Source organism: Acinetobacter sp. NBRC 110496 (genome assembly GCF_000876115.1).
Taxonomy (GTDB): Bacteria; Pseudomonadota; Gammaproteobacteria; order Pseudomonadales; family Moraxellaceae; genus Acinetobacter.
In genome coordinates, this window is sequence record NZ_BBTF01000028.1 from 35,730 (window position 1) to 51,340 (window position 15,611).

Annotated in this window: 12 protein-coding genes; 3 read left to right on the forward strand and 9 right to left on the reverse strand. The window is 41.6% G+C overall.

The features are described from left to right. Window positions 1-43: 43 nt before the first annotated feature. The 4 genes from gyrA to xerA all read right to left on the reverse strand — a co-directional run bounded on the left by gyrA (window position 44) and on the right by xerA (window position 6,545). A complete protein-coding gene (gene gyrA, locus Aba26S_RS13690) occupies window positions 44-2,773 on the reverse strand; it encodes a DNA gyrase subunit A (RefSeq protein ID WP_005242775.1) in 2,730 nt (909 codons plus the stop codon). Between the two features lie 743 nt (window positions 2,774-3,516). Further along, a complete protein-coding gene (locus Aba26S_RS13695) occupies window positions 3,517-4,452 on the reverse strand; it encodes an electron transfer flavoprotein subunit alpha/FixB family protein (RefSeq protein WP_005273845.1) in 936 nt (311 codons plus the stop codon). Window positions 4,453-4,469: 17 nt separating this feature from the next. After that, window positions 4,470-5,219, reverse strand: coding sequence for an electron transfer flavoprotein subunit beta/FixA family protein (locus Aba26S_RS13700; RefSeq protein ID WP_005242778.1), 750 nt, complete (start codon window positions 5,217-5,219; stop codon window positions 4,470-4,472). Window positions 5,220-5,657: 438 nt separating this feature from the next. Beyond that, window positions 5,658-6,545 (reverse strand): site-specific tyrosine recombinase/integron integrase, encoded by an 888-nt coding sequence (xerA, locus tag Aba26S_RS13705; protein ID WP_168926870.1) that lies wholly within the window; start codon window positions 6,543-6,545, stop codon window positions 5,658-5,660. 162 nt (window positions 6,546-6,707) lie between these two features. On the opposite strand from xerA, the gene Aba26S_RS13710 reads away from it, so the two are divergent. Then, window positions 6,708-7,322 carry a LysE family translocator gene (locus Aba26S_RS13710; RefSeq protein WP_043972725.1) on the forward strand — a complete coding sequence of 205 codons (615 nt, stop codon included), beginning with the start codon at window positions 6,708-6,710 and terminating at the stop codon, window positions 7,320-7,322. Window positions 7,323-7,360: 38 nt separating this feature from the next. On the opposite strand, the gene Aba26S_RS13715 is transcribed toward Aba26S_RS13710, so the two are convergent. From Aba26S_RS13715 to Aba26S_RS13735, 5 genes are all read right to left on the reverse strand, one after another. Beyond that, on the reverse strand, window positions 7,361-7,972 hold the full coding sequence (locus tag Aba26S_RS13715) for an alpha/beta fold hydrolase (protein ID WP_043972728.1): 612 nt from the start codon (window positions 7,970-7,972) through the stop codon (window positions 7,361-7,363). Window positions 7,973-8,047: 75 nt separating this feature from the next. Next, window positions 8,048-8,902: a diaminopimelate epimerase gene (gene dapF, locus Aba26S_RS13720; protein ID WP_005242784.1), complete on the reverse strand. Its 855-nt coding sequence runs from the start codon at window positions 8,900-8,902 to the stop codon at window positions 8,048-8,050. Window positions 8,903-8,908: 6 nt separating this feature from the next. Continuing rightward, window positions 8,909-10,159 carry a diaminopimelate decarboxylase gene (gene lysA / locus Aba26S_RS13725; protein WP_043972730.1) on the reverse strand — a complete coding sequence of 417 codons (1,251 nt, stop codon included), beginning with the start codon at window positions 10,157-10,159 and terminating at the stop codon, window positions 8,909-8,911. A gap of 22 nt (window positions 10,160-10,181) precedes the next feature. Beyond that, the gene (locus tag Aba26S_RS13730; RefSeq protein WP_005273833.1) at window positions 10,182-10,421 is read right to left on the reverse strand and encodes a lipoprotein; all 240 of its coding nucleotides are present in this window, start codon (window positions 10,419-10,421) and stop codon (window positions 10,182-10,184) included. A gap of 141 nt (window positions 10,422-10,562) precedes the next feature. After that, on the reverse strand, window positions 10,563-11,975 hold the full coding sequence (locus Aba26S_RS13735; RefSeq protein WP_005242790.1) for an amino acid permease: 1,413 nt from the start codon (window positions 11,973-11,975) through the stop codon (window positions 10,563-10,565). 799 nt (window positions 11,976-12,774) lie between these two features. Between Aba26S_RS13735 and radA the strand changes: the two genes are divergently transcribed. Then, window positions 12,775-14,163, forward strand: a complete 1,389-nt coding sequence (gene radA / locus Aba26S_RS13740; protein WP_005242792.1) for a DNA repair protein RadA — start codon at window positions 12,775-12,777, stop codon at window positions 14,161-14,163. Window positions 14,164-14,245: 82 nt separating this feature from the next. Beyond that, the gene (locus tag Aba26S_RS13745; RefSeq protein WP_005242794.1) at window positions 14,246-15,241 is read left to right on the forward strand and encodes a Tim44 domain-containing protein; all 996 of its coding nucleotides are present in this window, start codon (window positions 14,246-14,248) and stop codon (window positions 15,239-15,241) included. Window positions 15,242-15,611: the final 370 nt, after the last annotated feature.

Genomic DNA, 15,611 nt, shown 5'->3' on the forward strand with positions numbered 1-15,611 from the left:
AAAAAGGAAGCTAATCAGCTTCCTTTTTTCTTACTTAAAAGCATTACGCGTCAGGCGTATCCTCTTTTGGTTCAGCGGCAACTTCCTCAGAAGTAATCGCTTCTCCCCCAGTATTTTCTACATCATCAATCGCATCTAACTCTTCGTCATCTTCAACTGCTTCAATAGATACAACACCGACTAAGGTTTCAGCATCGCTTAGACGAATCAAACGAACACCTTGCGCATTACGGCCTGTCGTTGCCACTTCAGCAGCACGCGTACGAACCAAAGTACCACCATCAGAAATTAGCATCAGTTCTTTGCTTTCATCAATCGATACGGCACCGATCAGCTCACCATTACGCTCACTGGTCTTAATCGCAATTACACCCTTACCACCACGTTTCTTGGTTGGGAAGTCATCCACAGGAGTACGCTTACCATAACCATTGGCACATGCACACAGCACTTCACCCGTTTCAGGCACAACAACCAGTGAAACAATGCGGCTGACTAAGTTTGAATCTGATGAATCATCATTGTCATCACTATCATCATTTTCAACATCGGCATCTTCAGCTTCAATGGTATTACTTGCGAAGCTAACGCGCATACCGCGTACACCTTTGGCAGTACGACCCATGGCACGAACATCAGTTTCAGCAAAACGGATTGCCTTCCCTTCATTCGAGAACAACATGATCTGCTGATTACCGTCGGTAATTGCAACACCAATCAAGGTATCTTCTTCATTCAGCTCAATCGCACGCAAACCATTTGAACGAACATTACTAAATTGTTCTAGTTCAACACGTTTTACCGTACCTGAGGCAGTCGCCATAAAGACATAGTGATTTTCAGGGAATTCCGTCAACGGTAAGATTGCAGTCACAGTTTCATTTGCATCCAATGGAAGCAAATTAATAATCGGACGACCTTTGGCACCACGTGACGCTTGCGGCACTTCAAACACGCGTAAGCGATAGACTTTACCGACATTGGTAAAGCACAGTACCGTTGCATGGTTCGATGCCACAATTAAATGTTGGATGATATCATCATCTTTCATTGCAGTTGCAGACTTACCACGACCACCACGACGTTGTGCTTGATAATCAGAAAGTGGCTGAGTTTTCGCATAACCTGTTTGAGACACAGTCAATACAACTTGCTCTTCAGGAATCAGGTCTTCGCGGCAGAAATCAACACCAGACTCTACAATCTCAGTGCGGCGACCATCACCATATTGTTGCAAGATCAACGCAAGTTCTTCACGAATCACATTCATCAACAAGTTAAAGTCATTCAGAATTGCTGTTAATTCAGCAATTTGACCTAAAATTTCCGTATATTCTGCATGTAACTTGTCTTGTTCCAAGCCCGTTAAACGATGCAAACGTAATTCTAGGATCGCGCCAACTTGAGTCGGTGACAAACGATAAATATCACCCGATAAGCCAAATGGACGTGCTGGGTCTTCACCTTCAATTTCATCTGGGCGAACAGAGATAGCACCTGCTTTTTCAAGCAATGCAACTACACCACCACCAGCCCACTCACCTGCTTGTAAACGCTCGCGCGCTTCAGCTGGATTCGCAGACGTTTTGATGGTTTCAATAATGGCATCAATATTGGCTAAGGCAACCGTCAAACCTTCCAAGATATGACCACGCTCGCGTGCTTTGCGCAATTCGTACATGGTACGACGGGTCACCACTTCTTGGCGGTGGCGAATAAATGCCGCAATAATCTCTCTCAGATTCATCAACTTTGGCTGACCATTGTCGAGACAGACCATGTTGATGCTGAACGAGTTTTGTAATTGTGTATGCAAGAATAAATTATTCACCGCAACTTCAGCGTTTTCACCACGCTTCAAGTCGATGGCAATACGCATACCGTCTTTATCAGACTCGTCTCGAAGTTCAGAAATTCCTTCAAGTTTCTTTTCTTTGACTAACTCGGCAATACGCTCAATGGTTTTTGCCTTGTTGACCTGATAAGGAATTTCAGTAAAGACGATCGTGGTACGACCTGTTTTCTGGTCTTCTTCGAAGTGATATTTACCACGAATATGCAAACGGCCTTTACCAGTGCGATAAGCATCTACAATGCCTGATTTACCGTAAATAATACCGCCTGTAGGAAAATCTGGACCTGTAATGTGCTCCATCAGACCTTCTACAGAAATATTCGGGTTATTGGCATAGGCCAAACATGCATTGACCACTTCAGTCATGTTGTGTGGCGCCATATTGGTCGCCATACCCACTGCAATACCCGTCGTACCATTGATCAGAAGGTTGGGAATACGCGTTGGCATCACCTGAGGAATACGCTCAGAACCGTCGTAGTTATCTTCCCAATCAACCGTATCTTTTTCTAGGTCTGCTAAAATTTCATGGGTGAGTTTTTGCATACGGACTTCGGTATAACGCATTGCTGCCGCACTATCCCCATCGACCGAACCGAAGTTACCCTGACCATCAACCAACATGTAACGCAAGCTGAAGTCCTGCGCCATACGAACAATTGTTTCGTATACTGCACTGTCACCATGAGGGTGATATTTACCGATCACGTCCCCGACAACACGAGCAGACTTTTTATACGCTTTGTTATAATCATTGCCCAATTCGTGCATCGCATATAATACGCGACGATGAACAGGTTTTAGACCGTCTCTCACATCTGGCAATGCACGAGATACGATTACGCTCATCGCGTAATCTAGATATGAATGCTTGAGTTCGTCCTCAATGGCAATCGGTCTGATTTCCGATACGCTCATGCATACTCCTTGTTTACAGGTAGAGAGTTGTACCTGTTTTTATGTCTTCAATCTTGCAAAAATTTAGCTCAAGGGCTTGAACTAAAAATAAAAAATACAGCGGAAAAGTATAGCATAAAGCACTCATCAACTGTGAGTTTATGCATCTAAAAATAGCATTTTTTTACAATAAAAAATTTATATAAATTAATAACTTAAAATTATCAAATATCATGTATGCCAATAAAAAAGGATTCGTAGACTTTTTGAACAAAAGTTCATCAAATGATTCAATAAAAGTATTGAATCAAATAAAATTTAGCTTCTTCTTTCAGATCGATAAATGCGTATTAAACTTTAGGCAACAGATGACCTAATCTGAACCGTATTTAAAACATCTTGTTCATAAAAGCTCTTCACAGGCCCATAAAATGAAAAAAAAGAGCGAAATGTTTATTCAAGAAAAACTGCATTAAAAGAAATGTTGTATCAACATCAGGAAATAGCCCCCCAATGATCACAGCTCTGAGTACGAATAGCCCTTATTTTGATTCTAGCGCCATTCAGGCATCGATTGAGGAGTGTGCATTACTTCATGATGTATTGTTCTTATAACACGAATACAACCCATATTTGGCTCACCACAAGCTTTAGGTACACCGCATAACAAAAACAAAAAAATAAATGGTGATAACGATTCCCCTTACATTTAAAGCATAAAAAAACGCCCCTTTCGGAGCGTTTTCAACTTTATTCAGAGCGAATTAAAGTTTAGATACCAATTCAGGTACCACAGTGTTCAAATCGCCGACTAACCAGTAGTCAGCAACACTGTTGATTGGCGCTTCTTCGTCTTTGTTGATTGCAACAATAACTTTAGAATCTTTCATACCTGCCAAGTGCTGAATCGCACCAGAGATACCAATCGCCATGTAAAGATCTGGTGCAACGATTTTACCAGTTTGACCAACCTGGAAGTCGTTTGGTACGAAACCAGCATCTACCGCAGCACGTGATGCGCCTTGAGCAGCACCAAGCTTGTCAGCCAATGGGTCAAGTACTTTGTGATAGTTCTCACCAGAACCGACACCACGACCACCAGAAACAACGATACGCGCAGCAGTTAATTCTGGACGATCAAGTTTCACGATTTCTTCGTTTACAAACTTAGAAATCCCAGCATCTTTCACTTCAGCAACCGCTTCAACGGCAGCAGAACCGCCTTCAGCAGCAACTGCATCAAATGCTGTACCACGAACTGTACCCACGATAATTGCTTCGTCAGATTGAACAGTTGCAATCGCGTTACCCGCATAGATTGGGCGCTTGAATGTGTTTGCAGATTCAACAGCAATAATGTCTGAGATCATGCTTACGTCAAGAAGTGCAGCAACACGTGGAAGAAGGTTCTTACCTGTTGTGGTAGAAGCAGCCAATACGTATTTGTATCCGCCTTTCGCGATGTCAGCAACTAAACCAGCAACGTTTTCAGCCAATTGGTTTGCATAAGCAGCATTGTCAGCAAGTAATACTTTGCTTACACCAGCAACTTTAGCAGCAGCATCCGCAACTGTTTGAGCACCAGAACCAGCAACCAATACAGTAATATCACCACCGATTTTTTGAGCTGCCGCAACAACGTTTAAAGTTGCACCGTTAAGTGTCTGGTTGTTGTGATCAGCGATAACTAAAATACTCATGATTTTATCCTTCTGTATTAGATCACTTTCGCTTCGTTTTTCAATTTTTCAACAAGCTCGTCTACAGACTTCACTTGTACACCAGCTTTACGTTCAGCAGGAGCTTCAACTTTAACTGTTTTAAGTTTAGTACCAGTTGCAACGCCATAATCAGCAGGTGACTTAGTATCAAGCGGTTTTTTACGCGCTTTCATAATGTTTGGAAGAGCAGCATAACGTGGCTCATTCAAACGTAAGTCAGTGGTGATGATTGCAGGAAGTGTAAGCTCAACAGTTTGTAAACCACCGTCGATTTCACGAGTGACCTGAACTTTACCATCTTCAACTTTAACTTCAGATGCGAAAGTCCCTTGACCTGCACCCAGTAAAGCACCAAGCATCTGACCTACTTGGTTAGAGTCGTCATCAATTGCTTGTTTACCAAGAAGAATAAGCTCTGGTTTTTCAGCATCAACTACGCCTTTCAAGATTTTAGCAACTTCAAGAGCGCCAACTTCATCAGCCGTTTCAACTAAAATACCGCGGTCAGCACCTAGAGCCATTGCAGAACGAATTTGTTCTTGAGCTTCTTTAGCACCCACTGAAACAACAACGATTTCAGAAACTGTTCCTTTTTCTTTTAAGCGAACCGCTTCTTCCACTGCGATTTCACAGAATGGGTTGATTGACATCTTAACGTTGGTAAGGTCAACCCCACTATTGTCCGGCTTAACACGAACTTTAACGTTGGCATCAACCACACGTTTTACAGCGACAAGAGCCTTCATGTAATCCTCGGCTGTTCTAAGCAAGTAAATGTAATGAAGAGCATTCTAACTCTTCGATTGAAACTTTTTAGGTGCCCTATCTTGCAATGTATTTGGCATTTCGGTCAAGTCACAATTTCCGCTACAGCCATAAAAAAGATGAAACGCTCAGTTCACATATTGAAAATAGTGATTGGTACTACAAATTTAGTTTATAAAACTGATGAATATTAAACTTTGATTTTTTTAATATTTTATAAAATTCAACGATCTAAAACAGGCATTTTTTATTTCATGAGGGTGTTCTGTAACGGATCGTTTCTGACGAATTTGCAGGTGTTTTCACTTTCGAAAAAACGCGTCAATTAAGTAAGAACATCAATTCAACAAATCTCACCCCAAAAGTGGAAAAGTCATTGATGATTAAATACTCAATTTTGCAACATAATATATCAAGATTTAGTTTTTTTGCGCTCGTGGATGAGTTTGATCATAGACTTTGGCCAGTTGCTCAAAATCAACATGGGTATAAATCTGGGTAGTTGACAGATTGCTATGTCCCAACATTTCTTGCACAGAACGTAAATCCCCACTAGCAGACAGCATATGACTAGCGAAACAATGACGCAATAAATGCGGATGCAGATCGACATTGACACCTGCACGTTGTGCTTGCAGCTTGACCCGATTTTCAATTTGACGCGGTGTTAAAGCATTGCCACGTTGCGAGATAAAAACCGATGAATCCGCATTAAAGTCGCCTTGCCAGATCCGATAGATTTTCAACCACTCAACCAAACTGTCTTTGGCCTTTAAGCCAAAAGGCACAATTCGGGTTTTATTGCCTTTACCTGTGATCCGTAAAAGTTGTCGATTAAAATCGATATCTTTAATTGTTAAGCCCTGCAATTCAGCTAAACGCAAGCCGCTCGAATATAAGAGCTCAAGCATCGCCTTATCACGTAACCATAATTGTTGTTCAATCGGCTTTTTTGGTGCAGCTTGATCTAAAATTTGGTGAACAGTTTCAATATCAATCATCCCTGGTAAAGGCCGCGGTTGACGTTTTAATCGAAAATCTTCAGATGGATTTTGTTGTAGATATTGACCTTGTTCCGCCCACTTCATAAATTGGCGAATTGAAGTCAAATGCCGCTGTAAGCTACTACTACCCAGTTGATCTCGCTCAACCCTTGCAGCCAGATATTCCCGCAAATCAGAGGCTTCGACATCTTGCAATTGCAATTGTTTATATTCACAAAACTTAAAGAAATCGGTTAAATCACGCTGATAGGCTGCAATGGTATGTTCGGACTGATTTTGAATGATCCGTTCTTTTAACCACATGGACAGCAGTTTTTCATGGCTTTCCAAATTGCTCTCCAGTGTTATGCCAATACCCACAACGACAGTCTAGCAAATTTTACTTCTACTTATCATTAAACAAATATCGAAGAATCTATGGCTCTGTACTACAATTATTTTCAAGTTTTAAATGGTGCTTGATCAATGACAGCCATACTTATTCCTTATCTCATTGCAATTACCCTGCTCACGCTGACTCCAGGTTTAGATACTACGCTGATTATTCGTACCGCTACATTGGAAGGTAAAGCCAAAGCATTCCAAGCGGCTTTGGGTATCAATCTTGGCTGTATTGTGTGGGGAATCATTGTCGCCTGTGGTTTAGGTGCATTGCTGATGACATCGGATCTGGCCTTCAATACCTTGAAATGGATGGGTGCAATTTACCTGACATGGTTAGGACTCAATCTCCTTTTAAAGCCCCGCAGCCAACTTGCGAATTTAAATGATTCAGCAGTAACAACACAAAATTGGTTTATTAAAGGTTTTTGGGGCAATTTACTCAATCCCAAAGTCGGCATTTTTTATATTTCTTTTCTGCCACAGTTTATTCCACAGTCTTCGTCTCCAATTATTTGGACCATGGGGCTGGTGATGATTCATGTGGTGATCGGCTTGATCTGGTCAGTTTTTCTAATCGCTGCGATGCAGTCCATTTCTGCTTATTTAAAGCAGCCCAAATTTATTCGCTATATGGATCGCATCACAGGCAGTATTTTTATCTTGTTTGCACTCAAACTTGCATTCAGCAAACGATAAGCGATACAAAAAGTGTGCTGATCTCAGCACGCTCAATTTCAATCATGATCTAAATTTTTTAAATAATCATTGATTTGTATGGCAACCTCATCAGCACATTTCTCTGCGAGTTGATGATCGCCATCTTCAACAGTATAGAGTTTAGATTTTTGCAAGATCTGATTTAAATATTGTCCAACCTCAATCGGACTAATCGGATCTTGATTACCCCAGATTAGTAAGGTTTCTATCTCTACATCTGGTAAATATCGCTCATAATCGACTTTCGTTGTCACAAACCAATCAGGATATTCAATATATTCTTGTTGATAAAACTGCCGCCAGTCTTGAACTTGAAATCGGTCTAAATTAATTCCACCAGAGGTTGCAATCAAAACTAAACCTTTAACCAGATCTGATTTTTGTAATACTGCTGCAATCGCAAAGATTCCACCCATGGATTGAGCAATGAGAATAGAAGGTTGCTGAATCTGTGCAAGCACATAATTGCTCAGATCATCAAAACTATTAATGTCTGAATCTGTTGCCACCCCATGAAACCCAGGATAAGCAATCACTTGTTTTGTATAATTAGTAGGAAGCTGTGCAATCAGAGGATTCCAGAATTGTGTATTGCCTGATGCACCCGCAAGAAAGACGAGATGATGCATTCTTATCCTTTAAAATTATAATTTTCTTTTTTAGAGGTAAACACCCCTATTTCGGAGTGTTTACGAGTTTCAACTTTAACCTTGGAAATATCGTAAATCCAAACGGGCATCATAAACATGTGTGGTTGGACCAGTCATCCACACCACATCACCTTCACGCCAAGCGATATGTAACTTACCACCTGCAAGCTGCACTTCAACTTCATTGGCCAGTAAACCACGGCGCATACCACTGACCGCTGCGGCACAGGCACCCGTACCACAAGCCAAAGTCTCACCGACACCACGTTCAAACACACGTAAACGGATATGCTTTTCATCCAGAATCTGCATAAATCCAGCATTCACACGTGCAGGAAAACGTGCATGTGATTCCACTTGCGGACCGATATGTTCGACATCAGCAGTTAACACATCAGGCACGATAGTGACGGCATGAGGATTCCCCATGTTTACGACATCAATATTAATGCTCTGATTATCTGCAAGTTCTAATGCGTATAAACCTTCAATATCTTCATGCTCTTGAGTCACAAACGGAATTTCTTCTGGAAGAAATTTCGGCGGCCCCATATTGACACGAACCCAACCATTGGCACCCAATTCAGGTTCAACGATACCGGCTTTGGTCTGTACGCGAATTTTGGTTTTGGTCGTCAATTGACGCTCATGCACAAAGCGGGCAAAACAACGCACGCCATTGCCACACTGTTCAACCTCGGAACCATCGGCATTAAAGATTCGATATTTAAAATCGACATCGGGCAAATCAGGTGGTTCAACAATCAATAGCTGATCAAAACCCACACCAAAATGACGATCAGCCAAACGTTGAATCGTCACGGTATCTAAATAAGCACGCTGGGTCACAAGGTCAACGACCATAAAATCATTGCCCAAACCATGCATTTTGGTAAATTCTAAATACATCTTCATTTACTCCTCAGGCAACAAACGCTCTTTGTCCCAGAGTGATTCTATGGTTTCACGTTCACGAATTAAATAGGCTTGATCACCATTGACCATCACTTCAGCGGCACGACCACGGGTATTGTAGTTCGAGCTCATCACAAAACCGTATGCGCCTGCACCTAATACCGCCAACACATCATTTTCCTGAAGGGCTAAATCACGCTCTTTACCCAAGAAATCGCCAGTTTCACAGATCGCACCGACCAAATCCCAAGTTTTAACTTCAACATCAGGGTTTACATTAACAGATTGAATATCCATCCACGCTTCATATAAAGCAGGACGAATCAAATCATTCATGGCCGCATCAATAATGGCAAAGTTACGGTGATTGGTTGGTTTGAGTAAATCCACCTTGGTGAGTAATGCACCTGCATTGGCAGAAATACTACGCCCTGGTTCCATATAGACTTTTAGCCCAAGTTTTTCTAAAGCTGGGCGCATGGCATTGGCATACGCTTCAACACTTGGCGGTGTTTCATCTTTATAACGAACCCCCAAACCACCACCGATATCAATATGTTTGAGGTTGATACCCAAGCTTTTCAACTGCTCAATCATTAAAATGACACGATCAAGTGCATCGACAAAAGGTTTGGTTTCAGTCAATTGTGAACCGATATGACAGTCAATCCCGACAATCTCAAGATTCGGTAACGACGCTGCATATTGATAGGTTTCATTCACGCTATCGCTTGGAATACCAAACTTGTTTTCTTTCAGACCTGTTGAGATGTACGGATGCGTTTTGGCATCCACATCTGGGTTTACCCGTAAAGAAATCGGTGCCTTTTTACCAAGCTTGGCTGCAACTTTTTGAATTCGATCTAACTCAGCATGTGATTCCACATTAAAGCAAGCAATCCCGACATTGAGCGCTTTTTCGATATCGGCTTCCGATTTACCCAAACCAGAGAATACGATTTTGGCAGGTTCACCACCCGCTGCAAGTACACGAGCCAATTCTCCACCCGTCACAATATCAAAACCGGCACCCGCTTTTGCCAATACATTCAGAACAGCTAAATTTGAGTTTGACTTCACTGCAAAACAGATTTGATGATCAATAAAATCAAAAGCACGGTGCATATCCAAATAATGCTTTTCAAAAGTTGCTTTTGAATAAACATATAAAGGCGTGCCATATTGCTGTGCGAGCTGATCCAGTGAACATTGCTCAGCGTGCAATACTCCATTAATGCGAGTGAAACTCATGAAGATGTCCTTATATACAAACTTAAGGGGAGATTGTTTGTGATTGAGTCGTTGACGATGTTGCTTGGTTTTCCACGTCTACTTGGTCTGCTTTAGCAGCCGCTGACGCTTTTTTCTGAGATGCTTCATTTTTATAAAGCAGATATTTTGCGCGTTTATCTTGATTCTGATCAGATGGTAATTGCAATGCACCTGACTGACCACATGCAGTTAAAATAACGCTGCTCAGCAACACACTGATAGAACAAATGACTTTAAGCATCTGTGCACCTAACTTTTACAATTCGGAGCAGTATAGCGTGATCATCCCATTGGCTAAAGTCTAAACTTGAATGAATCAAACAATAACCATAAAAAAACGCCGACTCTAAAGTCGGCGTTTTGGATTCAATTCGCTCAAAAATTACTTTTTCTTATAGAAGAAATAACCAATCGCCAAAATAACAAACCAAAGTGGACTCACCTTCAGTGATTCCAAAGTGGTTTCATCCAAGGCAAGGAAATAGATCGTTGCAAGGAAGAAAATAATCACCACCCAACAGGTAAACACGCCACCAGGCAGTTTAAATGTTGATTGCGCATGTAGCTCAGGACGATTTTTGCGGTAGTTGATATAACTCCACATAATAATGATCCATACACAGATGAACAAAATCGTTGATAGCGTTGTTGCTAAAGTAAAAGCGGTCACTTCATCATTGGTGCCCGTTTGTAATTTATAAACAAACTGAACGAATGCACCAATAAAGATACAGATTGATGAGAAAATCAACGCTTTTGCAGGAACGGCTGACTTAGATAATTTACCAAACAGCTTCGGTGCTTGCTCATCCGTCGATAAACCAAACAACATACGGCTGGTTGAGAATACACCACTGTTCATGGATGACATCACTGAAGATAACACCACCAAGTTCATGATAATCGCAGCAGAAGCAATCCCTGCTTGCGAGAAGATGTTGACGAATGGACTAACTTTAGGATTGATTTGATCCCAAGGCGTGACACACATCACCACGAACAATGCCAATACATAGAAAATAATGATACGGATTGGAATCGAGTTAATCGCTTTCGGTAAGTTGCGCTTTGGATCTTGCGTTTCAGCAGCCGTGGTACCAACCAATTCCACCCCGACAAAGGCGAAAATTGCAATCTGGAAGCCAGCCAAGAAACCGTCAAGGCCTTTCGGGAACATCCCACCATGTGTCCAAAGGTTTGAAACGCTTGCAACCGTACCCGTGGCATTGGTAAATCCAGTAAAGATCATCCACAAACCCACAGCAATCAAGACAATGATCGCCGTGATCTTCACCATCGCAAACCAGAACTCCATTTCACCGAATAGTTTTACGGTGACCAAGTTCAAGCCCAGTACAAAAGCAATAGCAACAGTACTAATCAGTAAACCACCCAATGGGGTAAATGACTCACCACCATTAAAGAATTCCAGATAGTAAATAATGGCTGATAAATCTGCGATACCAATGGTCACCCAACACAGCCAGTAGGTCCAGCCGACAAAGTAACCTGCCCAAGGGCCAATTAAATCAGTCGATAAATCAATAAAAGACTTGTAGTTAAGGTTGGATAATAACAATTCTCCCAATGCACGCATTACAAAGAACACCATCAAACCAATGGTCATATAAATAAACAGAATAGATGGTCCAGCCAAACTAATGGTTTTACCAGACCCCATGAACAACCCTGTTCCGATTGCACCGCCAATCGCAATCAACTGTAGATGTCGATTAGATAGACTACGGTGAAGTCCGCTTTGCTCAGCAGCCTCACTCAGATTTTGATTCGACATTTTACAAAAACTCTCCAGTGTTTTTAATTCATTAACTAAAGTCCACTCTGAATAACGATTCGTACTATTTTCGGTATCTTTTCTCGTTATCTATAAATTGGCTGACTTTAGCTAAGCAATTTTTACCTGTATTTTTTCAAGTTAAATACAATTGAATTCGATCATACGCACAAGGCCAAAACAATACAATGAACTTATCAGGACAACACAGGTAAGACCAAAACGAATTATAAAAAAGAACACTAAACTTAGCCGAGCTGTTCTTTTCTATTCCAAAACATCCATCTAAAAAATTGATTTATAATTCAATCATTAGATAAAAATCTCTATTTACGCCTAATATGTTCTTTGCTGAATGTTGCCTTTATAGCTAAGCAATTTAATTGGATCATATATAAACGCTTTCACACTCACTTCTTACATCTCCTTATCCTCTACACCATTAATACTTGGTGTTTGCACAAAATAAGGCACAATAATGCCAATATTTCATTCCGCTTTGCATGAGCAATATCTATGCCATCAAATCGTCATCTCATGACATCAGATTAAGCAAACATAGCCCTCCCATCCTTGGAAAAAGTGAATTGAACAAAAAAAGTGATTGCTAAAAACACACTGTCTATAACTTGTAAAAGTTGTATATCATGTTATTTTTCTGAGCACTTCCCTTTAACCAATCTGCGACGAAATCATGCCGTCTTCGTTTTGTTATTCCTTAAACAACGATTAGCATTGTTAGAAATTTTCGTCCTGATTCTTTTTTATCTAATTTTAAGAAAGTTTTCAATTTTATCTTATGGCAAAAATTAAAACCGTTTACCGATGTGAACAATGTGGTGCAGACCATCCCAAATGGACGGGTCAATGTACTGAATGTGGCGAATGGAATAGTCTGCTTGAGGTTCGTATCGAGCCAGCAGTAACACATCGTGGCCAGCCTAAAATAGGTGGCTATGCAGGACAAGCGTCTAGTATCACTACGCTCAACCAAGTCACAGTCTCCAACGAAAGCCGTGTTCCAACAGGGATTAGCGAATTCGATCGCGTGCTCGGTGGTGGTTTAGTCATTGGATCTGTCGTATTGATCGGCGGTGACCCCGGGATTGGTAAATCAACCATCCTACTGCAAACCGCAACGCATATGGCCAGCAAAAAAAGCACAGCCCTGTATGTCACAGGTGAAGAATCTTTATCGCAAGTCGCTTTACGTGCACAACGTTTAGACCTCCCGACAGACTCACTCAAAGTCATGGCAGAAACCTGTGTAGAACGTATCTGTGAAGTACTGGCACAAGAACGTCCAGTAGTGGCTATCCTCGATTCGATTCAAACCCTCTATACCGAGACCTTGCAGTCAGCCCCAGGGGGTGTTTCACAGATTCGTGAATCTGCTGCCTTACTGACTCGTTTCGCCAAAAATAGTGGCACCGCTTTGTTTATTGTCGGTCATGTCACCAAAGAAGGCTCTCTTGCAGGTCCTCGTGTTTTAGAACATATGGTCGATTGCGTCCTCTACTTTGAAGGACAATCTGATTCTCGCTACCGTATGATTCGTGCGGTAAAGAACCGTTTTGGTGCGGTTAATGAACTCGGTGTGTTTGGCATGACCGATAAAGGTCTGCGTGAGGTTGCCAACCCATCGGCGATTTTTCTGAGTCGTTATGATGAAGCCATTCCGGGCTCTATTGTGATGATTAGCCGTGAAGGTACTCGCCCACTACTGGTTGAGGTGCAAGCACTGGTTGATGATGCGCATGGGCAACCCCGTCGTGTTGCACTCGGTTTAGAACAAAACCGTTTGAATATGTTGCTTGCAGTCATGCACAGACATGGTGGTGTACAAACCTCAGGACAGGATGTTTATGTCAATGTTGTCGGTGGTTTAAAAATTACTGAAACTGGCTCAGATTTGGCTGTATTACTTGCCTGTGCTTCCAGTTTAAGAGGCAAAGCCTTACCACAGCAATTGGCTGTCTTTGGCGAAGTTGGGCTCTCTGGCGAAATTCGTCCTGTACCCAATGGTCAGGAACGTTTAAAAGAAGCGGTCAAACATGGCTTTAAGTATGTGATTTTACCTCGAGGCAATGCGCCACAAAAAACAATTGAAGGTGTTCAAATCATTGCGGTCGCACGTTTGCATGAAGCTTTGACTGAAGCAATGCAATTGAGTGATGAATTGACATAAAAAAACATACTTTTCTTATTGAAATTCCATGCAAATACCTTCATAAATACATTTACGAATTGGATTTAAATAGGAATTTTCGATGAAAGCAAAGCAGCGTAGTTTAGTCGCAGCGCTTTTAATGGCAACTTTGGTTGCTGCACCACTTGCAGAAGCAAAACGTGCAGGTGGTGGTAAAAGTCATGGGATGAGCCGCTCTAGTTCATCTAGTCAATCTTATAACCAGTCTTATCAACAGCCACGTCAAGCTGCTCCTGCACCACAACAAGCTGCTCCGCAGAAGTCTGGCCCAGGTGTTGGTTCAATGGTTGCTGCGGGTGTTGCTGGTGCTGCGATTGGTGCTGTAGCCGCGAATGCGTTAGCAGATGACAAGCAACACAACCCAACTGCAACTGAGCAGCAGGCAACCAATGCTCAAGCGGCTCAACAGCAACAAGCTCAACAGCAAGAGAAAAAAGGCGGCATTCCAACGTGGATATGGCTATTGTTAATTGCTGGGGGTGCCTTCTTTATTTTCCGTCGATTCAGCGGTAAACAAAAAGTTGCAGCAAACAACCCTTACGCACCAAATAACAATGGTCAGAACAATTTCACTCGTCAAGCTGCACCTCAAGCAAATGATAACACCAATATTTTTGGTCAATCTGTAAATGGTGGCGCTGCACCGCAAGCACCGTTTGGTAGTGCATCAATGAATAGTGGCAACCAATTACCAGATGGTACGGAACCTGCTGCATTCTTACGTATTGCACGTCAACGCTTTAACCACATTCAATCAGTTAACAGTGCCAGTAATGTTGAAGAAATTCGCCGTTACTTAACCCCTGAACTGTACGATTCAATGTACAACGACATCATGTCAAACCAAGACCAAGACGTTGCTGAGTTTAGTAACCTCAATGCAATGGTAGTTGAAAGCGCAACTGAAAATGGTCAATACGTTGTAAGCGTACGCTTTACAGGTACAGTAAGTGAAGACTTAAACAGCTTGCCACAACCATTCACTGAAATCTGGCATTTTGTAAAACCTGCCGGTTCACAACAAGATTGGGTTGTTGCGGGTATCCAACAAGCTTAATGCTTTGTGAAATAAAAAAGAGCTGTTTTTAACAGCTCTTTTTTATTGGCTGAATATTATAGAAACAAAACATCAAAACTAAAAAAAGCCACTCTCTATATCGGAGAATGGCGGAGTGTAAATAGAACAACATTTTATGTTTATTATTACCGTGAAAACACAACCTCGCACGATCTGTCTCTTGATACTAACGGATATGATCATAGAAAAACTATTCCTCTTTTGGGGAATATAGCCGACTTTGTTGGGATCATTTTAGCTTAACTCAAATCCCCCACTATTCAGCTATTCAGCTATTCAGCTATTCAGCTATTCAGCTATTCAGCTATTCAGCTATTCAGCTATTCAGCTATTCAGCTATTCAGCTATT